We start from the raw sequence: 21482 nt of genomic DNA on the forward strand, positions 1-21482 counted from the left end.
ACAGGTGATTTTGTCAACACAGGAATAGATCATCGTCGCCACATCGGAGTTGGCCATACCACACGAGGCCTTGCCAACGGCCTCTTCGAGTATCAGTTGCGGTTGTGCGACCATGAATTCCAGAACCGAAACTCATGACACTGGTGAATACCGCCTGATGTTGCCCGTCGGCATCCTGATGGCCTTCGGCACGATGAAGCTCATCGGGCTTGGTTCCAACATCATGAGCCTCGGCGGCATCGCCATTGCGGTCGGCGCCATGATCGACGCAGCGATCGTGATGACCGAAAATGCCCACAAGCATCTGGAGCGGGCTCCGCCCGATAAACCGCGGCCGCAGATCCTCATCGATGCGGCAGGCGAGGTCGGACCAGCGCTGTTCTTCAGCCTGTTGATAACCCTCAGGCAAGCAACCGAATGAAGGAACGGCCAATATGAACGATGTGATGGGTAGGGGCTGGCGGGTCTTGTCGGGCTCGTCGTGATCGCCCTGGTGATCGCGGCACTCGTCAAATATCTGTTCTTCCGATGAAATGATCACCCGTATTGTGAGCCACGGTTCACAATACGGGTGCCAAGAGCCGGCAGCCTTGTCCATTTGCGGAACGGATGGTCTTCATACATGCAGGATGATGAAAACCAGACCAGCGACAGGTAGCGCAACGCACAGCGCGAGAAGTATATCAAGACCCACTCCCTCCCAATAGGGATGGTGTCTATTCGGGGTTGGACGACCCATAATCGTGCCCTCCATTTTCCCCTATATTTTACGACGACCTGGGAGAAAAATCATCACCTATCCTTCAGGCGTCTCCAGTGATTTCCGATCTCCCGCGATGTTTTCCACCGAGGCCAGGTCGGTCTTGGAAAAATCGCCTTTGGGAGCGTCCCATTCTTCATCCAGAAAAGCCTTCATATCAAAAGGCTCGCTGAAAGGTCCGGCCCTGTGCTGGAGATGCGCGACCTGTGACATCAGGCTTGCCTTGCGGTCTAGCGGCTGTTCGGAAAAAGGTGCTGCTGGTTCTTTCATGCTTTTTCCGCTGCTCCGTGAAGCCATGACGAATATCCTATCGCTTGCGGACAGGTGTGCGATCCGAGGAATTTGCCTCTCCGGTCGCAACGGCCTGCCGCAAGAATTCTGGCGACAGTCACTCAGACGATAATGGACTTTTTGATAAGAGAATGCGAATGTATTGAGCACGCCTTGTATCGCGTTCGTGTGACCATGAATACTCAAAACAAGCCCGCTTCCGATGGGACGGGCTTGTTTTTTCAGTCTAATCGTAGAGCAAGTGTGAGTCATATTGGCAACGTCTAAAATGTTGATCTGTACGATTATTGCGCTGATCGTCGCCTATATCGCGGTAACCTTGGTGGTCGTTGGCCAGCAAACCGGCTTTACAGGCTACCGCGATTTTAAGTTTCCAATATTTTCCGAGGAGTTCGGTCGTCATGTTCGGCCGACGGCCATTTCGTCCCTGACGGCTTGATCGCCATCGAGAAACTCCGGTTCGACGGTAGCGCCAACGGCGTCAAAGTATCGGCTCATGAAGCTGCGAAACGATGCTGCCAAAGCAATGTCTGCGATGTTCAGATCCGACAAACCGGTATCCCGCAACCGCTGAATGTCGCCTTCGGTTATGCGTGACGCATCGCGACTGATCTGTTCGGCATAGGCAAGCATCTCGATCTGCTGGATCGTAAGGCCAGCATTTCGGAAATCCCTTCGAACCGCCAGCGCCTGACCACGCCCGAGCATCCCTGACAGACTGCGGAAATAGACATGTGAGCAATAGCTTGACGGAATATGCTGGGCGGCAACGAAGGTGATCAGCCGAAAGTTCAACAGACCAAGCGAGAAATTATCCCGGATCTGGTGCAGCAGGTTCTCTACGGGAACGATGATATCTGGGCGGGCGGACCAGCATTGAGTCGCCTGCATCACTCGACCCATCGATTGTTTTTCGGCATCATAGAGCTCAGCAATCTCTCCCGTTGCCTCTCCCGGTTCGATTGTCTTGATGAACATCTCACCCTCCCATGTCAATGTCAGTCCGTCAGAATAGCAGGCGCTGGTGACAAGACCAGTCATTTGCACGAATTCGGGCAAGTTCGGCAATTCCTCCTCCAGCAGTGATTTCCGCGGACTGCGGAATATCATCAGCCGCGGAACACCACCCTGTCCTTGCCTGCCTTCTTGGCCTGGTACAGCAGGGTGTCGGCAACCAGGAAGGCATCGTCGAAGTCGTTTGCTGCGAATGCCGGAATGTGGGCTGCCCCAACACTGACCGTGAACCGCAGGATATTCGTCTCGATCAACAGCTCCTGGCTTCTCACCTCTTCGATAATGCGATTGCAGACCAGTTGAAGATTGTCCTCGGATATCTCGGGCAGAATGACGAGAAATTCCTCGCCGCCCCATCTGGCTGCGATGTCGGTTTTGCGCAGACAGCGCCTCAAGACGTTGGAAACGGCAATGATCACAGCATCGCCAACATGGTGCCCGTAAACATCATTGATCTTCTTGAAGTCATCGATATCGAGGGCGGCGATTCCGATCTGCCGTCGCCGAACCATATCCCCGAGAATCCTGAAGACAAAATGGCGATTGTACAACCGCGTGAGCCGATCCGTTTCGGCATGTTGCTGCGCCCTTTTGAGCAGGCGATTCCTTTGGCTGACCAGATCTCCCATGGAGACGACAAGGATCGCAAGCATGGAAATGTCGAACCTGTGCGCGAAAATCTGCTGGTAGAAAACGCCATTTTTTACGTCGACATTCATGGTGACGTAAAAATAGGTCTGGATCAGAATGGAAAAAAGCATGAAGCATCCCGTCACGAAGACGGACCAGGCAAAGCCGAGCCGGACAATGGCGTAGATGCAGGGTATTATGGCGATCGAGGTGATCGTGAGCCACTGCGAGAACGCCATGGATATCTGCACGACAGCGAGCACGACGAGCAGAACAATCGCCTGCCGATCCAATTGCTTCAGTTGAACAGCCCAAACCTTGGCGACGCTGCCCGCGAGGACCATGGTGAAAACCAGGCCAGTGAATAATTGTTCGCTTGTCCAGTTCGTCACGACAAAGCCCGGTTCGCCCAGGGACATGAGATTGTTGAGGACTGTACCGACCAGGACACCGTGCGTCACGACGGACAGCACGACAGGTGCAATCAGCAACAGGCTTCGCTTGTAGGGTGAGAACCAGTGGCGACGCCTGATCGTCAGACGCATGAAGCCCGAATAAAGCAAGATGTATGCCGCGTCCGCGATGCTGAAATAGATATTGTTGAGAAAGTCTTGCGGCTTGTTTTCGACCGTCGATACCAGGAATTGCCCCAGGATGAGCAGGAGAACATAGCAGCCGTGTCGAATATGGCGACCGTAGCGCGACCGGCTGCGCCAGCGTATGGCAAGAACGGCAGCAAGCACGTTTCCGGGCCAGAAAAAGACGATGCCAGCGGAATTCGACAGGCGGAGGGAAAGATAGTTCACGAGGATACAGATGATGAAATAAAGGAATAGTCTTGCGGCGGCCCCCAATTTACGCCTCCCCATTCAAACCTGACAACTGCCAGAAAGTATTTCTGATCATGTTATTAAAGCATAATATGATTTAACTTCCTCTAATGTTTCCCCGGTTGCACATTGGTCCTTTCTGACCGTTGACGTCGGTACGCCGACCTGCATTTATCGAAGTTTGGGGACGGCGGGGTATCGACCCCGGTCTTCATTGTTCATTCTGTTGGGGAGACGGCGGAAAGGCGGTGTGCGCTTTGTCAAATTTAACCCGGAGAAAACTCTATGAGCTTGTCTGGTCGAGGCCATTGAAACAGATTGCCGAAGACTTTGGTTTCAATGCCATTCGGCTGGCCAAAGCCTGTGATGACTACGAGATCGCGCGCCCACCTGCCGGATATTGGCAGAAGCTGGAATACGGCAAGGCTATAGTGAAACCTCCGCTCTCCGTGGACAGATTCGGGCCTGACGCCATTGCGAGCGTGGGAATTTGCAAACAGGTGGGGAAATAGCGTGTAGCCACCCTGATGTTGGTTCCGCATGGGAGAGGAACCCACCCTGACCTCACGAACGGAACAGGCCGGCACGATTAAGCCTCACGAATCTTGTGGCTCTTGTTAAGATCCTACGATGTTCAGCACCAATCCAAAAGACGACAGCATGACCAACAGGGCGACGGCCAAGGCTACAGTCGCTGCGCCCCAAGGCTGTCGTCCCTGTCGCCGGGAAACGACGAAGACAATACGGCCGCGATTGTCATCCCGCTGTATAACCAAGCCGGCGTCGGTGGCAGCGGAGGCACCTGCAACGCCGCGAAAAGAATCGCGAAGGATGTACAGCCAACTATTGCGGCATGAACAATCCAGATATTCAAGGCAGCATCTTTCCTGTTTGCAGACATTCGAACCTCCGCGGAGGCTCTGGGTATGAAACCTCGTGTTTCATACCCAGAGCCATGCTGCGCTGGTGGGCGCAGCAAGGACTATTCTCGTCTGCAGGCAATGAACGCAGGCTGAATGTTTCTCGCCTGCGGCCGAGGTCGCGTTCCGGCGCCCGCTTCCCTCTCATCGTGAGGGCGACGACCTAGCGGACGACCGGCTCGCCATGATAACGCCGCTTTGACGGTCTGGAGACACCAAAACCCACCTCCATCATCAGGCGTGGCGTGGTTTTGGCAGGTGTCCCCATATGAAAGCCGAAGGGGTCTTCAACGAAGCCGGTTCCCGCCTTGCCGGTCAATTCGACAACGTTCTCGGACCCGTAATATTCCAGCACTTCCTCTGCGGGATGGCCCACGAGAAGTGTGAGCTGATGCTTCAGCCGCCGGCGATTGTGGCTGCCGCGGACATAGATGTGAGGGCCGGCATCGCTATCGACATCCGAGAGGTAGAAGAAGAATTTCAGCATGCGCCAGTCATCGAGATCGAAATGATATTTAAAGGAGGCGCGGCTCAAATCCTCTTCCGATGCTGATTTTGTTGGAAAGCTCCACCAGGTTCGTGTCGTGATCAGCTTGGCTTCACCACCGAGATAGTGTCTGGCAATATCGAGAAGCAGCGGATCTCTTTGAACCGCCAGCGCGGCATCACATTGCATCACCCTCTCGAAATGATGCCCGCTCAGGATCGTCCGCCCGAAACGCTGCTCGGCCTCCGCATGCTCTCCGGCAAGCAATTCGAGCTTCCGTTCGAAATTGCCGAAACAGGGCGTTTCACAGCCGAACCTGAAAAGCTCCTGCTGGATATCCTTTGGCAGCGGCAGACCGGTAAAAATTCCGGTACGCCGCAACTCGTCCGCGACGACTTCGGGCTTGAGGTTCCCGAACATCGAGGGCGCTGTTTCCACGGAACGAGGCACGCGGCGGGCGGTCAGCCAGTGTGCTTTGCGAAAGGGCATCGTGCGGGCGAGCATGAACATTGGCAGCCAGGCCGGATTTTCCCGCAGGTCGGTCAGGTAGGTTGGTATGCGAGCCGCCATGCGCTGAAATTTGCCGCCACGGCGGGCGACGGTTTCCAGATCGGGAGTGGATGACATCCAGGATCCTCGTAGATGTTGACACGAACTGCCACCCTCCCAAGAGACGGGTCAACTTAGTCACCTGCATATGATGTTGCAAAGCAGCAAAAATAGTGGATGACAACAGATAGGGCTGCCGACTGGTGCGCAAGGACATTATTCCAGTCACGTCGGCTGGAGACTCTGCAAAATAACTTCACGAATGTGCGTCTCTAACACGCATGATCATCTGTCGACTCGTCGCAAATTTCCTGGCGATATCACCCCTCTTGCGAGATCATCACGCACATCCTGCTTCTGTTTTTTGCTGAGCGACGAAGGGCGACCGAGGGCCTTTCCTTCCGACTTGGCACGATTGAGGCCGGATTGCGTCCGCTCGATCAGCAAATCTCGCTCGAACTGGGCAACGGCATTGAGCACGTTCATAGTCATCGTGCCGGCCGAACTGGTCAGGTCCGTGCCGCCAAGCGCGAGACAGTGAAACCGTCTATTCTGCGATGTTGCGATGTCAGGAAAACAACCGTCGTTCGGATTGGGAGTTTCACAACGACGGCGTGGTGGTAATCTACGTGGAATATTTGCCAGAAATCGGCTTGGCCTTCAGCGCTTTTGCGCTCGGGACGTCGATGGCCGTGTGTCGCAAAGCTGGCATCGACTTGGCGCTCGGTATCTCCGCAGGATCACTCCTTTGGGCCTCCCTGACTGGGAAGTGATGCGTCTCGTCCAGTCTAATCGCCACCTGGCTAGGAGTTCGAATAACGAGCGCTGGCAATCACGCCTTGTTCCGACGCCTCAAGGTGCGGCAGGCGGTGCGGGCGACGCGTCTTCCTCCCTCTTCGCGCGCTTGCGCAGCGGAACAGGCTCGCGATCCTCGCCTTCTGCTTCGTCCTGTTCCAAATCGCCTTCACCGATCTCGTCCATGCGATGCTTAATCGCAAGGGCGTAGATCGTGGTCAGCACATGCCGATCGGTGACGTCCGGATCGGTCAGCGCCAGCAAGGCCGCACGGACAATCTTCTTGCTTGATGCCTTCGGACAGCGATGGATGACGAATTCATACAAGGCCTTGTCAGATAGGCCCTCGGTGGCTCCATCCACGAGAGCGTGGTAGATTTTCTTGCGTTTCTCGCTCATCAGAATCCTCCTTTTCTTGTCGCAGAATAGTCACTAAACTGTCACAAACAAGACTGCAGATCATCCGGGAAGGTGAATGGCATCTCCAGGCGCCATCTCACTCAGTGTAGGAAGCAACGATGACAGTTGCATATTGTGTTGGCAGTGAAGCTATCGGGCAAAAGCCGCCCTTCGCGATTTTGCAGGCGGCTGCCGTTTGTTTGCGCCTACGGGCAAAAGCTGACGAAGGTGAGATTGCCTTGGTCGCCAGTCGCACTAACGGCTCCTGGGGCATTCCGAAGGGACATGTCGAACCCGGTGAAACAAGTCAGCAAGCGGCCGTACGAGAAGCTTTTGAAGAGGCCGGAGTGGAAGGCTCCGCGCTGGAGCCTGTTATCGGGCGGTTCTCCTATCGCAAGGAAGGCCGTTCGCTACTTTATAGCGTCTCCGTCCATCTCCTGCATGTTCACAGGATCGCATCGTCCTATCCAGAAAAAGACGAGAGGCGGATAAAGTGGGTTCCGCTGACAGTCGCAGTGAGCGAAGTTGCGAACCCCAAACTCGGTCTTATCATCGCGTCAGTGGCAACCCATCCGTACTATGAACGTCGCGCAAACGCGTGATGGTCTACCGGCCGGTCGCAAATATTCTTGTGATTGCGGAAAACCCATCGTAAGCGGTGTTTTCCTCGCACAGACCAAGCTCGATTGGCCATTCCAAAAAATGCCGTTACGACATTAACGGCAAGAATGCGCCAATCAACAAAACGGGCTGTGAACGAAGAACTCCACAGCCTCCGAACCCCACTTGTTGAATCCCGGAACCAACTCACCTGCGTTGACTATGCAGTGTGACCACGACGCTAGCGTGAGACCATTTTCCTCAAGATAGGACTCCAGGGCCTCTGGACGCGAGAAAACCTTTATGCCCTTCCCTTCCTTCAGGCGGTACCTGGCCTCCTGCCGGATCACGCGGGCGTCGTCGTCGAGAGCGATCTCGGTCAGGACACCGGCGGGCACCCAAAGCTCGTCGATCTTCATACGGTCGTCGCCTTGATAGGCGGAAGCATGTTCGAACCAGAAGAATTCGCTGGCGCGGTAGATGTGATCCTTGTCGAGGTGGGTGAAGGCGACGACGCGGAAGGATTCCCGGTCGACCTCGTCCATCGCATCGCGGACCGCGGTCGGGAGATCGATCCGCTTGTCGAACGGGTCTTTCTCATTGCGCATGTGAGCGTAGTCCATCAGAACGACCTGATTGTTCGCAAGCTGAACAAAGGTCGTGTCAGCCTTCCCGGTCGGGAAGAACTTCACGTGTGCCGTCATCTGCAGGGGTCCTCGTCGCCGCGCCGCGTTGGTTAAAATTTTACTTATCAACCGGAAGGTGGATGAGGCACGGCACTTGCATCGTCAGACACTGCTGAGATTGTTGCACAGCCTCGATGGGAAGATTTGCGCGCTCCAGCGTTTTCTGCATCTCGGTCTGAAGCGGGTCTACAACAAACAGGGTGAAAATCCACGCAGCGACGTCTGCGATCATGGTTGGTCCTTCTGGTACGGCAAAAATGTCGGTTTAAGGTCCGACATCGTAAAAGCACCGCGACTTTCACCAGAGGGGCCCGGACCAGCGGGTAGACCCATCATTTGGGCGGTCACCGACTGGCATTCAAGGTCAAGGACGCGCATTTCCAAAACGCCCTCAACGTCTCAGCCGTCCTCGACCGCAACAGCCGGGATTGACGGAAAAATTTCACGCGATTTTGTTTTACTCTTTGTCTTCGCTTCCCTGGGATATTGACGTACTGCAGCGCAGTCGTGATATCTCTGCGACAAATCGACTGGAGACATGATGACATCTTCGAGCTCAACTGTTTCCGACAGCCGGTCTGAAACCAAAAAGTTTCTTGTTCTTCTCCTTGGTTCGATAGGGGTCGTCTACGGAGACATCGGCACCAGCCCCTTATACGCCTTCCGGGAATCGTTGCGCCCTTTTACGGCAAATGGCGTTCAGCACGAGCATGTTGTCGGCCTGATCTCGCTGATGATCTGGACGCTGACAATTATCGTGACGTTCAAGTACGTACTTTTCCTACTCCGAGCAGACAATGATGGTGAAGGTGGTACACTCTCACTGCTCGCACTCCTCATGAAGAAGACCGGCAGCTATATGCCCGTCCTGTTTTTTGCAGGCCTCATAGGCTCGGCACTTTTCATCGGCGATGCGATGATCACCCCTGCACTTTCGGTGATGTCGGCTCTGGAAGGTATGAAACTGGTCACGCCTGCTTTTTCCGACTACGTGTTGCCGCTCTCGGCGGCGATCATGGTCGGGCTCTTCGCTGTTCAGTCCAAGGGCACTGGGGCCGTAGCCGTCTTCTTTGGCCCCATCACGGTCGTCTGGTTCCTTGCTATGGCCTGGGGTGGCCTGATCCATATCGGTGATGACTGGACAATTCTGGAAGCGCTCAATCCGATAAACGCCTTGTGGTTTATAACCCATGCAGGTTGGGCTGGCCTGATCGTGCTCGGAGCGGTCTTCCTGACTGTGACTGGGGCTGAAGCGCTTTACGCTGACCTGGGGCACTTCGGTCGAAAGCCAATCAGCGCCGCATGGTTTATCCTGGTGTTCCCAGCGCTCGCGCTCAACTACCTCGGCCAAGGCGCTCTTGTCCTAAGCAACCCGGCAGCGATCGAGAATCCCTTTTACCTGCTCTATCCGGAGTGGGCGTTACTTCCGATGGTCATCCTGGCGACAATGGCAACCGTGATTGCCAGTCAGGCTGTTATCACCGGAGCCTTTTCACTGGCGCGTCAGGCTGTGCATCTCGGTTTCCTGCCGAAGTTGATGATCCGTTTTACATCGGAGACCAATACCGGACAGATTTATGTGCCTGCCGTGAACATGGTTTTGTTCATTGGTGTCCTTGTGCTGATTTTCTCGTTCGGGGATTCGGAATCACTTGCCACCGCATACGGGATCTCCGTCACAGGCGCGATGGTTGTTACGACCTTGATGGCATTCCAATTCCTTCGGTCGGTTAGAGGTAAATCGGCACTCACAGCCGCTCTCTTGTTGGCGCCGCTGTTTTCGATTGAAGCCGTCTTCCTCGCAGCAAACTTGCTCAAAGTTCATGATGGAGGCTGGGTACCCCTGGCTCTCGCGGGTGTGATCATCCTTGTGATGTGGACATGGACAAAGGGATCCCACTATCTGAGGGACAAGATATCGCGAAATGACATATCTCTTGACACGTTCATCGCGTCAATCGAACGCTCAATCACGGGCGGCTCTCGGAGCGCTCCGGTGGTGGTTCCTGGAACAGCAGTCTTTCTAACCAGCGTGCCTGACAAAGCCCCAGGTGTTCTGCTTCACAATCTCAAGCACAATCACGTGCTTCATGAGCAAAATGTCATTCTGACGATCTGGACGCACGACAAACCCTATGTTGCGGACATCGATCGCGTGGAGATAACCCGGATATCGAAACACTTCATGCGCCTTGAGATTAATTTCGGTTTTATGGATGAGCCGAACGTCATCAAGGCCCTGCCACTTTGCAAGAAAAAGGGGTTCAAGTTCGAGATCATGCAAACCTCGTTTTATCTTGGCCGCCGCAACCTCATTGCTACGCCGAACACGGGACTGCCACGTTGGCAGGAAGATCTCTACATTGCTTTGGCGGGTTTCGGAATTGACCCATCGGCGTACTTCAAGCTTCCACCCAACCGCGTTATCGAGATCGGCGAACAGGTCGCAATTTAGTAAATGCCGATATTTCCCCTCAATGTGCGAAGGCGAAAAATATCGGTGTCTAGTGTTGGTTTTCAGCCGTCCGCATTGCCGTGTGAGATTAAAACATCAAGGTGTTCGAGCAATTCCTTTTTCAGCGCCCCACGGGCCTGGATGTACAGGCTGCGATAGATCGTTTCGTGCGACACCTGTTGAGCGGCTCTCCTTGGGCGTCGGCATGCAGCGAAGCTCGACGCCGAACTGACGCACGATCTCGCCGCGGCTGTGGAGGCCTCCTACCAGAGAGGAGCCGATTTCCCTACCGACGCGAGATCCAGCGACCCACTGGATTCCGCACTCAAGGAAAGGGTTCGATCCACTAGCGACGAAGCGTACGAGAATCTCGTGGCCACGGCGGCGAAGGTCGTGTACGCGCATCAATCGCAGAACGTCGGTATCGCCATCCACCACATCAGTTCAAGAAAGAGCTGGCACCGCTCCTAATCAGGAGGTCGATAGCCACCAACCTGTCAGCGGTTGATTGCTGTAGGCGTTGAAATATTCGAGGCTCCTATTGATTTATACATGAACCTTCAACTATTCGTGGTGCTAGAGAAAATTTTGGGAAGTCACGTGGCGGAGCATTGTGCGGGGTGCGGTAATGAGTTGTCGCCGTTTTTCAGAGATTGTCGAACTTGCGGTACCGCTGGTCCAGCACCCAACGTACGGGCCTCTCGTCAGCAGGAAGAAGTCGATGCCCTCGAGGCCCGCCTTGCGGCCGCCAAGCAGATGGCAGAAATTACGAATTCCCTAAAGCAACTCGAGGATTTCGGCGTAGCGGTTTCGGCTTCGACAGTGGTCATGACTAGGAAGATTGGCCCACTCGACAAGTTCGTTATGAACGACAATCTGGCACTGACCACCTTCTATCAGCAGTTCAGGTCGGGAGAGCGCGCTCCGGAAGACAATCTTTGGGATCGCATTCGCCTGGCGGCGGATGGTACGATCAATCCCCATTATCACGAGGAACTACATTTCGCCGCGCTGTCGCTGGACGACCTTGGAGCGCAGTATTACGGAGCGTTCCACGTATCGATCAAGGAATCGGCGATCGCAACGCGCACATCGGTCTTCGAAGAGAATCCGATAGTATTCCTCAAAAAACATAAAGTTATCGTCGGAGAGCTTCCGCCGGCGGGGTATCGGGCTGTCTGGAACTCGCGCGAAAAATTGGCCCAGGCAAAGTTGCAAAGTCGCATCACTTCAGGCACGATGAGCGCCGAGTTCAGCGGAATCCTGCTGAGCGAGGGTTCGACAGCAGATGCTGACTTCCTCGAAGTGCATATATATGGTCCATTGCATCGATCTGCGATCTCGAAGGTTGTGGTGACAAATGCTCCCAAGGGAGCTGAGAAGCACATCTGGCGTAATATCCGGCGCGAATTGCAGAAGTTGGGAGTGGAGGTGCAGGAACTATGATGCAAGCGATTGTATCGGGACACCTAGGGCGTTACGCCACCCCGTCGGGTACAGCTCATCTCCTCTACGATCTAGGAGACGAAAATGGCCGCCTGATCGAGAGTGCTCACTTAGCATATGCGTTTGAAGGTGGCACAGACACCTACTCCGTCCAAGTCAAATCCCAGGCAGAGGCCCAACGTATCACCAGGGATGCCCACGATGCAGACATCGCCGTGCGCCTCTTCATACTGCTCATGGATTCAGAAGATGACGAGGAGGAGCGGCGCGAGCTTGCCAAAGACCTCAACGATCTGATGAACAGCGGCGCGACCCGCGCGCACATGACCAAAATCTTCTTCAGCCATCCGTTCTTGCCGTCGTTTGACATCGACCGTGCGAATAAAGCGACTGATGGACTTCTCGAACTCACCGCTTTTATTGATGACGTCGTTGATCATCAGTTGGCGATCGACAAGGTCCGGACCGCATTTGACAGCATTCCTTTGCCTACATTCGAGAGCAGGAACGCACGCAACGCTGCAAGGGAATTTGCTATCAGTAAAGGGGCCTTCGTGTGCTTAAGCCGCGGGGTTCATGCCGGCGATTCGGGAATGGCAGTCCTGTCAACCTATCAAGCTCTGCGAACGTTCCCCAACTCGAGAGAGATAGTCGGGAGCTGGACTGAGACCTTTAAAAATCCGGCGATTCCGTTTGCGAAAGTCAGGTACAAGGTAGAGGACCCTGATGATCTAGAAGGCGGCGAGCTCTTCGGGCGCGCCGCAAGGCGGGCATTCGAAAATGCCATGGGCCAGCAACCCGCGATCATAGAGAAGCTCCGCGAAGGCGATATTGCGATGGCACGCCGCTATGCTGCAGAGCTGGTCGCGAGCCAGCGGGGCATAAGTTCTGGAGAGTACATCGCCAAATCCCTTTGCAGGTTGAGCAAGGAAGCACAACGTGTCGGCATCGTAGACCTCCAGTACGAGTGGTCCGTGCAGGCCACGGAGGTCTGGCCGGAAGACCCGATGACGCATGGGCATCTCGTTGACGCGTTGCTAACCCTGCACAGGCCAGCAGAAGCCTCTATCGTCCTCGAAAGAGTAGCGAATAGTGCACCGTCTTTCTACGCAACAGGTTGCGCTCGCATAATGCGAGCACAGGGCCGCCTCACGGAAGCCGAGGCCGCTTATCGCGAAGCCATAGCGGCCTTCGGAGACTACGACGACGCCTACCACGCTCACGCCGGTTTGGGCGGGACATTGCGTGAGTTGGGCAAACTCGACGAGTCTCTACTGGTCTATGAGGCCGCGATCCGCGACGTGTCGGAAGAGTCTATTCTTTTCTCGGGATATGCGGCTACGCTTGTCGAGCTCGGCAGGCTTAAGGAGGCGCGTAGTAACTACCAAAGGGCTGCAGGCAAGAGCAGTTTCGACCGCTTGGTAGCCTTGAACGGACAGGCTTCCATTTCGAAGCTTACTGGAGACTTCGAAAGAGCGGAGCGCGAATACCAGCGTATCATCGCAAACTATGGTCACGACAGTTTCGCTCCTATCGGCCTCGCCGATCTTCGTCGCCTGCAGGGCAACTACGCAGAAGCCGCAAAAATGTACCGCCGTGCGATAACCCGTTTCCCGCACCTCCCTCTGGCCCACCTTGGCTTGGCGGAGGCCCTTCGCGACGCGAACAAGCCGATCGAAGCCGGGCACGCATTGAGAGCCGGAATGCAGCGATTCCCCGACGACACAAGATTGTCGATCGCTCATGCCGTGAACCTAAGGCGTTCGGGCCAGAGAGCGGCCGCTCTGGAGGCAATCAACGCGATCGTCGCTTTGGCGCCCAAAAATATCGCTGCCGCCCTCGAACAGGCTCATTCCCTTAAAGCGCTTGGATATGACGACCAAGCACTGCAGGCCTACGATGCTGTCGTCAAAGCGGCGCCACACAATGTTCACGCGGCTATATCCAGAGCCTCGCTGTATGCGATTGGAAACCGTTTCGAGGATGCCCTCAAGGCGATCGAGCACATCTCGCCGGAAACCCAGGCCGGCTGGCGAGCTGAAAACCTCCGAGCTCTGATAGAGCTTCGTTCCGGAGCATCGGAGGAGGCAAAAGCGAGAAGCGAAGCCGCTTTGAAAGCCGTCCCTTTCGATAAGGAACGCCGGATGATCCGCTCGACTTTAGCATCCATTCTAGTCAAGCAGCAGACGCCCGCCGCTGCAGTGGAGATCCTGTCTCCGGCGGCACCTGCCGATGATGAGATCACCCGTATTGTCCGCCTCCATGCCGCAGCGTTCTTGGAACGAACAGCGGCGACAAAAGCATATCGAGAAGCCAGGGGGGTCACTGGTCAGCTCGGTGTCGTTCGAGAGCAAATCGGTGTCCAGCTCGGGCTGGTGAAACATGCCCAGACCGAGCCCAAAGGGTGGCTGGAAAACAGTGTTCAGCTAGCTATCCTGCGAGAGGCCGCCTAAGGCCACGAGGCCAGTGTCAAGCACGGATTCCTGACCTTGATGATCCCGCGGGCCGTCGAGCCGATTGCGGGTACAGACCTTTTCAACGTCCGTGCCGACAGCGTCAATCCCTATGGCCGGGAGAGTTATAGGGCGCAGGCCGATCATCTCCTGCGGATGCGCGATCTCGTTTCCGAAGATCCCAACCTTGCACCGTTCCTTGATGCCTTCCCGGACCATTGCGTCAATAGCCGGACAACAATGCCATGAACCAGGAGAACCTCGAATGCCTCATGACTTCCTCGTCACCGGCCCCGAAGATGCCAACGTCACCGTCGTTCTCGCCCATGGAGCGGGTGGTGCGATGGACACGACGTGGATGACAACCATGTCCGCAGCGCTGTCCGACAAAGGCTTGCGAATCGTCCGGTTCGAGTTCGATTACATGGCGGCTCGACGGTCTTCGGAAAAGCGTGCGCCACCGCCCCGCGCAGAGGTCCTCAAGCAAGAATTTGAAGCCGTGATCGACGAGCTCGGCCCGATGGGGAGAGTTGTCATAGGAGGCAAATCCATGGGCGGCCGTGTGGCTAGCATGATCGCGGAAGAGGACATGAAGACGCCTACCTTAATCTGTCAGGGAACTCGGGACCTCTTCGGATCGCGGGAGGAAGTTCCCAGCTACAAGCTATCCGACAAGATCGAAATTCTCTGGCTGGACGACGGAGACCATGATTTCCGGCCGCGAAAAGCCGTGTCGGGACGCACAGCCGCGGAGCATATCTCGACCGCTGCAGATCATGTGGCTGAATGGGCGGCGACGTTGTGATAGCCTACCAATTTCCTCGAAGAGTGTCTCAAGAAGACCTGCATTATGGGTTGGCAAGACTCGCCGCAAGCACATAGGTTCGACCTACTCTCTTGTTGAGGACCCTTGGGAATCTAAAGCGATCAAAGCACACCTAGCTCCCTTCGGGAGCTTTTGTGTTTCTGGGACTGTCTTTACAAGCTGTCATCACAGGCGATGACGTCCCACGAAACGAGCCGGCATTTTGGAACTTCTGCCAGGCCGCTATGAATGCGCCTCATCAATGTACGAACCGGGGGAATGCAGTGGCGAACGGCACCGTAAAGTTTTTCAATCAAGACAAGGGTTTCGGATTCATCACGCCGGAGAACGGCGGACAGGATGTGTTCGTCCACGTGAGCGCCGTGCAGGGTTCCACGCTGCTACACGAAGGCCAGAACGTTTCCTACGAAGTCGGTCAAGACCGCAAGACCGGGAAGTCGAAGGCGGAAAACGTTCGACCGGTCTAGGCTCGCTTCGCAAGGATTCTTCTGACTGAGATGAGAATCCGCACCGCCATGACGCAGAGGCGATGGGCAAAACCCTTCAGAACTCGCTCTCGCCGGGGGAAGCGAACGGCAAGTGCGAACGTCGTCTTGGTTGTTGAGAACTACGTCGGCAATCGCGTCACGACCTCAACACATCTCCGTGAACCCGGCTTCCAATCCCAGAAGCACCATGCCAGTATCAGGCCTATGAATCTCCTGCAGGCCGTACATCGTCTGTTTTTGCTCTTCGCCATGCTCGCGGTCCTTATCGGTCCGATGAGTATTGGGCTGGCAAGCAGCGCTAGGGCATCTTCGGGTCCGGCGATGATGGAGAATATGCCCGGCATGCAAATGGCTGAAAACATGCCATGCTGCCCCGACAAGCAGCCCGTCAGGCCGGACTGCGCCAAGGGTTGCCCGCTGGCCCTGGTCTGCACGACATCGATCTTCGCGCATACTCCCCACTTCCATGGCTGGTCCCTCGCCGTCTCTTGGCAGTCCCACGACTACGATCTGATGCCCGCGTCGCAACCGACGTCCGCCCTCGTCAAGCCTCCGGCTCGACCTCCGAAAGCCTGATCTCAAGCCAATTTTGAAACACGCCTGCGATTCACGCCGGACGCTGAGCGTCCGCACGGATCCGATGGCAATCAATTTTTGCCCCTGAGGACGCGATCCAGGAGATCCGTCCCGATGAGATCGGAATCATGAACAAGACTTCCTTTTCAGCAGGAGCGATGCTCCTCGCCGGCGCGCTGGTCGTCGGCTCCGCCACCGTCTCCTTCGCAGCCGCGCAGGACTACGAGTTCCAGCCGGTTTCGACCGACGTCAAGCAGGGACAGGGATCGCTGGTCTCCGTCCGCTTGGTCGACAAGCGGACCGGCAAGCCCGTCCCAGACGCTGTCATCTTCACCACCCGCATGGACATGGCTCCGGAGGGCATGGAGATGATGACGACCCCTGTCGAAGCGGCGACGTCAGTCGAACCGGGCGTCTACGCCTTCAAGGCCGACTTCACCATGGCGGGCGGCTGGCGCTTCAAGCTTGCCGCCAAGGTCCAGGGCGAACCGGACACCGTGCAGGGCGAACTTGTCCTGAAGGCAACTCCTTGAACACGCCATCACGTGTGGCAGCCACGCTCTCCCTCGCCGTATTGCTCGGCGGGGGAGGCTATTGGGCTGGCATAAACGATCTTGGCAGACGGCTCGGCCTTCGCGGCGTCGAACAGGCTCTTGCCACGCCCGAGGTTCCGATGACCGCGCCGACCGGCGCCGTCATCTACTACCGCAATCCCGACGGACTGCCCCAGTTCTCCGCATCGCCGAGGAATACCGATGATGGCCGACCTTTCGTTGCCGTGAGGGAAAGCGAGGACGTCAGCTTCAGCGACGCCGCCGCCACGTCGAACAAAACGGTGGAGGCAGCCGAAACCGGCGCGAAGCCGACAGAGCGCAAGGTCCTCTACTACAGAAACCCGATGGGCCTGCCCGACACGTCCAAGGTGCCGAAGAAGGACTCGATGGGCATGGACTACATTCCCGTCTACGAAGGCGAGCAGTCCGACGTCTCCACGGTGAAGGTCCCGCTCGGCAAGCTGCAGCGCACGGGCGTGAAGACGGCCACCGCCGAGATGGCCAGCATCAGCCGCAAGATGCGCGTGCCGGGCACGGTGACGCTCGACGAGCGCCTCGTCAGCATCATCTCGATGCGGACGGACTCGTTCGTCGACGACGTCGCCGACGTGACGACGGGCGACCACATCGGCAAGGGAGAGAAGCTCTTCCGTTTCTATTCCAAAGACATCGCCACTGCCGCTTCGGAATACGCCGCCGGCAGGACTGGCGGACGCGAAGACGACGATGCCGGCTCAGCGTTGCGGCTGAAGAACCTCGGTGTCCCACAGGAGGTTATCGAAGGCATTGCCAAGACCCACCAGGTGCCGGCGAGCATGGCCTACAGCGCCCCACGGGACGGCATCGTTCTCGAGCGCATGGCGACCACGGGCATGATGGCGAAGCCGGGAGACGTGCTGTTCCGCATCGCCGACATCTCCGACGTTTGGGTGATCGCCGACGTTCCGGAATACGATCTGGCCTCCATCCGGATTGGCGCGCAAGCCGACATCACCGTCCGGAGCCTTCCCGGAAGGACGTTCAAGGGCGTCGTCGATCTTATCTACCCGGAGGTAGACATGCAGACGCGCACGACCAAGGTCCGCATCGAACTTCCCAATCCGGACGGTGTCCTGCTTTTCAACATGTATGCCGACGTCGGGATCGAGGCGGGCGCAGCGAAGCCCGTAATCGCCGTTCCCAACAGCGCCGTCATCGACACGGGCGACCGTCAGGTGGTGTTCATCGACAAGGGCGACGGACGTTTCGAGCCGAAGGACGTAAAGTTCGGCGTCCGTGGTAACGACAGCACGGAAATCCGACAGGGCGTCGTCGCCGGCGACAAGGTCGTGGTGTCCGCCAACTTCCTGCTCGATGCCGAAAGCAATCTGAACTCGGCGCTCAGCGCCATGGCGATCGAGGAGGCAAAGCCATGATCTCACGCGTCATCTCTTGGTCCGCCCACAATCTTGTGCTGATCCTGGTCGGCGCAGCACTTGCCGTGGCTGGCGGCGTCTATGCACTGTCTATGCACTGCGCTCCCTGCCGCTCGACGCCATTCCAGACCTCTCCGACATCCAGGTCATCGTCTACACGGAATACCCCGGCCAGGCCCCGCAGGTGGTCGAGGATCAGGTCACCTACCCGCTGACGACGTCGATGCTGACGGTGCCGAAGTCCAAAGTCGTGCGCGGCTTTTCGTTCTTCGGCGTCTCCTTCGTCTACGTGATTTTTGAAGACGGCACTGATCCGTACTGGGCACGCAGCCGCGTGCTGGAATATCTCAACGCCGCGACAAGTCGTCTTCCGCAAGGCGTGACGCCCACGCTCGGTCCCGACGCGACGGGCGTCGGCTGGGTTTATCAATACGCGGTCGTCGCCAAGAACCTGACGCTCGCCGAGCTGCGGTCGCTGCAGGACTGGGTGATCCGCTTTGCCGTCTCCAAGTCCGAAGGCGTGTCGGAGGTCGCAAGCGTCGGCGGCTTCGTGAAGCAGTATTCCATCGTCGTAGATCCTTCGCGTCTCAAGGCGCAGGGCGTGTCGCTCAGCGATATCTCCAACGCCGTTCGCGCCAGCAACACGGACGTCGGCGGCCGCACCGTCGAATTGTCCGAATTCGAGTTCATGGTGCGCGGCCGGGGTTATCTCAAAGGCATTCCCGACATTGAGAACATTGTCCTGAAGACCCAGAACGGCACGCCGCTCCGTCTCGGCGACGTGGCCAAGGTCGAGCTAGTGCCGGACGAACGCCGCGGTATCACCGAATTGAACGGCGAAGGCGAAGTAGCGGGCGGCATCGTGCTGCAGCGGTTTGGATCGAATGCGCTCACGGTGATCGAAAATGCGAGGAAGAGCCTCGACGCCGTAAAAAGCAGCCTTCCGGCCGGCACCGAGATCATGCCGGTCTACGACCGCTCGACGCTGATCGAGTCGGCGATCGAGACCCTGAAGGGAACGCTGATCGAGGAATCGATCGTCGTGGCGCTGGTGACCATCGCCTTCTTGCTGCATGTCCGCAGCGCACTTGTCGCCATCGTCATGCTGCCCATCGGCATTCTGATCGCCTTCATCGCCATGAAGCTTCTCGGCATCGGCGCGAACATCATGAGTCTCGGCGGGATCGCGATTGCCATCGGCGCGATGATCGACGCGGCGATCGTCATGATCGAGAACGCCCACAAGCATCTCGAACGGGCGCCGCCGGACAAGCCGCGCACCGACATCCTCGTCGAGGCGGCGAGCGAGGTCGGTCCCGCGCTGTTCTTCAGCCTGCTGATCATCACGGTGTCGTTTCTGCCGATCTTCACGCTGGAATCCCAGGAAGGCCGGCTGTTCGGCCCCTCGCCTTTACAAAGACCTTCTCGATGGCGGCGGCCGCCTTCCTGTCGGTGACGCTTGTTCCGGCGTTGATGATCCTTTTCGTCCGGGGTCGCATCGTTCCTGAACACAGGAACCCGCTGAACCGGCTCCTGATCTGGATCTACCGGCCGGTGATCTCGGGCGTGCTCAAGATCAAGACCCTGACGATCCTGGCGGCTGTCGCGATCCTGGCGGTGACCGCATGGCCAGCTCAGCATATCGGCAGCGAGTTCATGCCCAGCCTCGACGAGGGCACCCTGATGTACATGCCGACGACCTTGCCTGGAATTTCCGTCACCAAGGCGGCCGAACTGATGCAAACGCAGGACCGCATCATCAAGTCGTTCCCCGAAGTCGAGAGCGTCTTCGGCAAGGCGGGCCGTGCGCTGACGGCCACCGACCCGGCGCCGACCGAAATGTTCGAGACGATCATCACGCTGAAGCCGAAGTCCGAGTGGCGGCCGGGCGTGACCACTGACAGCCTGAAACAGGAGATGGACGCCGCGTTGCAGTTTCCAGGCGTCTCGAACGCCTGGACGATGCCCATCCGCGCCCGCATCGACATGCTGTCGACCGGGATCAGGACGCCCATCGGCGTCAAGGTCTACGGCACCGATCTCGGGGAGATGGAAAAGATCGCCCGGCAGATCGAGACCGTGTTGAAGACGGTTCCCGGAACCTCGAGCGCCTATGCCGAGCGGGTGATCGGCGGTTATTACCTGGACATCGTTCCCGACCGCACCGCGCTTGGCCGTTACGGCCTGACCGTCAACGATGTGCAGGACGTCGTCGGCATGGCGCTCGGTTCGGAGGTTGTCACCCAGACGGTGGAAGGCCGAGAACGCTATGGCGTAGCGATAAGATATCCTCGATCGTCTCGAAGCGATCCGCAGTCCATCGCCAGGGACGTGCAGGTCTCGCTGCCTGGTGGCGGTACCGTCCCGCTCGGTGAAGTGGCGGACATCAAACTGGCTCGCGGCGCGACGACGATCCGCACCGAAAACGGCCAGCTCGCCGTCTACATCTTCGTTGACATCGCCAACCGCGATCTCGGCGGCTATGTCACCGAGGCCCAGCAGGCCGTGGCGAAGAGCGTGACGATGCCGGCCGGATATTCCGTCGCCTGGAGCGGCCAGTTCGAATATCTCCAACGAGCGAAGGCGCGGCTCGCCATCGTCGTCCCATTGACGCTGGCGCTGATCTTCCTGCTGCTCTATCTGAACTTCAAGCGACTGACCGAAACGATGATCGTCATGCTGTCGCTGCCGTTCGCACTCGTCGGCGGCATCTAGCTGATGTGGTGGATGGGGTTCAACGCCTCCGTCGCGGTCGCCGTCGGCTTCATCGCCCTTGCGGGCGTCGCGGCGGAGACCGGCGTGATCATGCTGATCTACCTCGACCACGCCATGAAGGAGCAGCGCGAAGCCTGCGAGAAGGAAGGCCGCTCCTTCTCAAAGCTGGATCTCAACCGGGCCATCATGGTCGGCGCAGTCGAGCGCGTCCGTCCGAAGTTGATGACGGTCGTCGCCATCATGGCGGGCCTCGTGCCGATCCTCTGGCGGACGGGAACCGGTTCGGAGATCATGCAGCGCATCGCCGTGCCGATGATCGGCGGCATGGTGTCGTCGACGCTGTTGACCTTGATCGTCATCCCGGCGGTCTATGGACTGGCCAAGGGATGGCGGCTTCCGGCGGCGTCCACGGAGAGTTGTTCGCCAAGGACGACGAGCTCAGTCTCGAGGCTGCTGAATGAAAGGAGGATGCGATGATGAACGATATGATGGGCGGCGGCATGATGTGGGGCATGGGTCTCGCGGGTCTACTCGGACTCGTCGTGGTCGTCCTCGTGATCGCCGCGCTGATCAAATATCTGTTCTACCGCTGA

General features: G+C 57.3%; 17 protein-coding genes and 3 pseudogenes. 12 read left to right on the forward strand and 8 right to left on the reverse strand.

Annotated features, from left to right (window positions below):
- Positions 1-154: 154 nt before the first annotated feature.
- Positions 155-397 (forward strand): annotated as a pseudogene (locus ACIQUH_RS03145) (efflux RND transporter permease subunit); the annotation flags it as partial.
- A gap of 399 nt (positions 398-796) precedes the next feature.
- Here the strand turns inward: ACIQUH_RS03145 and ACIQUH_RS03150 are convergent.
- The 3 genes from ACIQUH_RS03150 to ACIQUH_RS03160 all read right to left on the reverse strand — a co-directional run bounded on the left by ACIQUH_RS03150 (position 797) and on the right by ACIQUH_RS03160 (position 3549).
- The gene (locus ACIQUH_RS03150; RefSeq protein ID WP_400812555.1) at positions 797-1057 is read right to left on the reverse strand and encodes a hypothetical protein; all 261 of its coding nucleotides are present in this window, start codon (positions 1055-1057) and stop codon (positions 797-799) included.
- 393 nt (positions 1058-1450) lie between these two features.
- On the reverse strand, positions 1451-2029 hold the full coding sequence (locus tag ACIQUH_RS03155; protein ID WP_400812557.1) for a carboxymuconolactone decarboxylase family protein: 579 nt from the start codon (positions 2027-2029) through the stop codon (positions 1451-1453).
- Between the two features lie 131 nt (positions 2030-2160).
- Entirely contained in the window at positions 2161-3549 is a 1389-nt protein-coding gene (locus ACIQUH_RS03160) for a GGDEF domain-containing protein (RefSeq protein WP_400812559.1), read from the reverse strand.
- 284 nt (positions 3550-3833) lie between these two features.
- Here ACIQUH_RS03160 and ACIQUH_RS03165 point away from each other — a divergent pair, with 284 nt between their 5' ends.
- The gene (locus ACIQUH_RS03165; RefSeq protein ID WP_400812561.1) at positions 3834-4037 is read left to right on the forward strand and encodes a hypothetical protein; all 204 of its coding nucleotides are present in this window, start codon (positions 3834-3836) and stop codon (positions 4035-4037) included.
- A gap of 571 nt (positions 4038-4608) precedes the next feature.
- On the opposite strand, the gene ACIQUH_RS03170 is transcribed toward ACIQUH_RS03165, so the two are convergent.
- The 3 genes and pseudogenes from ACIQUH_RS03170 to ACIQUH_RS03180 all read right to left on the reverse strand — a co-directional run bounded on the left by ACIQUH_RS03170 (position 4609) and on the right by ACIQUH_RS03180 (position 6675).
- Complete coding sequence (locus ACIQUH_RS03170) at positions 4609-5559, reverse strand: phytanoyl-CoA dioxygenase family protein (RefSeq protein WP_400812563.1); 951 nt, start codon at positions 5557-5559, stop codon at positions 4609-4611.
- A gap of 178 nt (positions 5560-5737) precedes the next feature.
- A pseudogene (locus tag ACIQUH_RS03175) lies at positions 5738-6027 on the reverse strand (recombinase family protein); the annotation flags it as partial.
- Between the two features lie 306 nt (positions 6028-6333).
- Positions 6334-6675, reverse strand: a complete 342-nt coding sequence (locus tag ACIQUH_RS03180) for a hypothetical protein (RefSeq protein WP_400812565.1) — start codon at positions 6673-6675, stop codon at positions 6334-6336.
- 119 nt (positions 6676-6794) lie between these two features.
- Between ACIQUH_RS03180 and ACIQUH_RS03185 the strand changes: the two genes are divergently transcribed.
- Positions 6795-7277, forward strand: coding sequence for an NUDIX hydrolase (locus tag ACIQUH_RS03185; RefSeq protein ID WP_400812567.1), 483 nt, complete (start codon positions 6795-6797; stop codon positions 7275-7277).
- A 135-nt stretch (positions 7278-7412) separates the two neighbouring features.
- Here ACIQUH_RS03185 and ACIQUH_RS03190 read toward each other — a convergent pair whose 3' ends face one another.
- Positions 7413-7979, reverse strand: a complete 567-nt coding sequence (locus ACIQUH_RS03190) for a hypothetical protein (protein WP_400812569.1) — start codon at positions 7977-7979, stop codon at positions 7413-7415.
- A 40-nt stretch (positions 7980-8019) separates the two neighbouring features.
- Positions 8020-8193 (reverse strand): hypothetical protein, encoded by a 174-nt coding sequence (locus ACIQUH_RS03195; protein WP_400812571.1) that lies wholly within the window; start codon positions 8191-8193, stop codon positions 8020-8022.
- Positions 8194-8502: 309 nt separating this feature from the next.
- Here ACIQUH_RS03195 and ACIQUH_RS03200 point away from each other — a divergent pair, with 309 nt between their 5' ends.
- The 9 genes and pseudogenes from ACIQUH_RS03200 (at position 8503) to ACIQUH_RS03240 (ending at position 21350) form a co-directional block, all read left to right on the forward strand.
- Positions 8503-10416 (forward strand): potassium transporter Kup, encoded by a 1914-nt coding sequence (locus ACIQUH_RS03200; RefSeq protein ID WP_400812573.1) that lies wholly within the window; start codon positions 8503-8505, stop codon positions 10414-10416.
- 552 nt (positions 10417-10968) lie between these two features.
- On the forward strand, positions 10969-11862 hold the full coding sequence (locus ACIQUH_RS03205; protein ID WP_400812575.1) for a hypothetical protein: 894 nt from the start codon (positions 10969-10971) through the stop codon (positions 11860-11862).
- Positions 11859-14315, forward strand: coding sequence for a tetratricopeptide repeat protein (locus ACIQUH_RS03210; RefSeq protein WP_400812577.1), 2457 nt, complete (start codon positions 11859-11861; stop codon positions 14313-14315). Before ACIQUH_RS03205 ends, ACIQUH_RS03210 begins: the two co-directional genes overlap by 4 nt.
- Before the next feature lie 36 nt (positions 14316-14351).
- Positions 14352-14564 carry a hypothetical protein gene (locus tag ACIQUH_RS03215; RefSeq protein WP_400812579.1) on the forward strand — a complete coding sequence of 71 codons (213 nt, stop codon included), beginning with the start codon at positions 14352-14354 and terminating at the stop codon, positions 14562-14564.
- Positions 14565-14580: 16 nt separating this feature from the next.
- On the forward strand, positions 14581-15120 hold the full coding sequence (locus ACIQUH_RS03220; protein ID WP_400812580.1) for an alpha/beta family hydrolase: 540 nt from the start codon (positions 14581-14583) through the stop codon (positions 15118-15120).
- A gap of 284 nt (positions 15121-15404) precedes the next feature.
- Positions 15405-15608, forward strand: a complete 204-nt coding sequence (locus ACIQUH_RS03225; protein WP_400812582.1) for a cold-shock protein — start codon at positions 15405-15407, stop codon at positions 15606-15608.
- A 755-nt stretch (positions 15609-16363) separates the two neighbouring features.
- Complete coding sequence (locus ACIQUH_RS03230) at positions 16364-16738, forward strand: FixH family protein (protein ID WP_400813010.1); 375 nt, start codon at positions 16364-16366, stop codon at positions 16736-16738.
- Positions 16735-18174 carry an efflux RND transporter periplasmic adaptor subunit gene (locus ACIQUH_RS03235; protein WP_400812584.1) on the forward strand — a complete coding sequence of 480 codons (1440 nt, stop codon included), beginning with the start codon at positions 16735-16737 and terminating at the stop codon, positions 18172-18174. Before ACIQUH_RS03230 ends, ACIQUH_RS03235 begins: the two co-directional genes overlap by 4 nt.
- Positions 18171-21350: pseudogene (locus tag ACIQUH_RS03240) on the forward strand (efflux RND transporter permease subunit). The gene ACIQUH_RS03235 and the pseudogene ACIQUH_RS03240 overlap by 4 nt, the downstream one beginning before the upstream one ends.
- Positions 21351-21482 lie beyond the last annotated feature (132 nt).

The organism is Agrobacterium sp. NPDC090283 (genome assembly GCF_044769685.1).
Lineage (GTDB): Bacteria > Pseudomonadota > Alphaproteobacteria > Rhizobiales > Rhizobiaceae > Agrobacterium.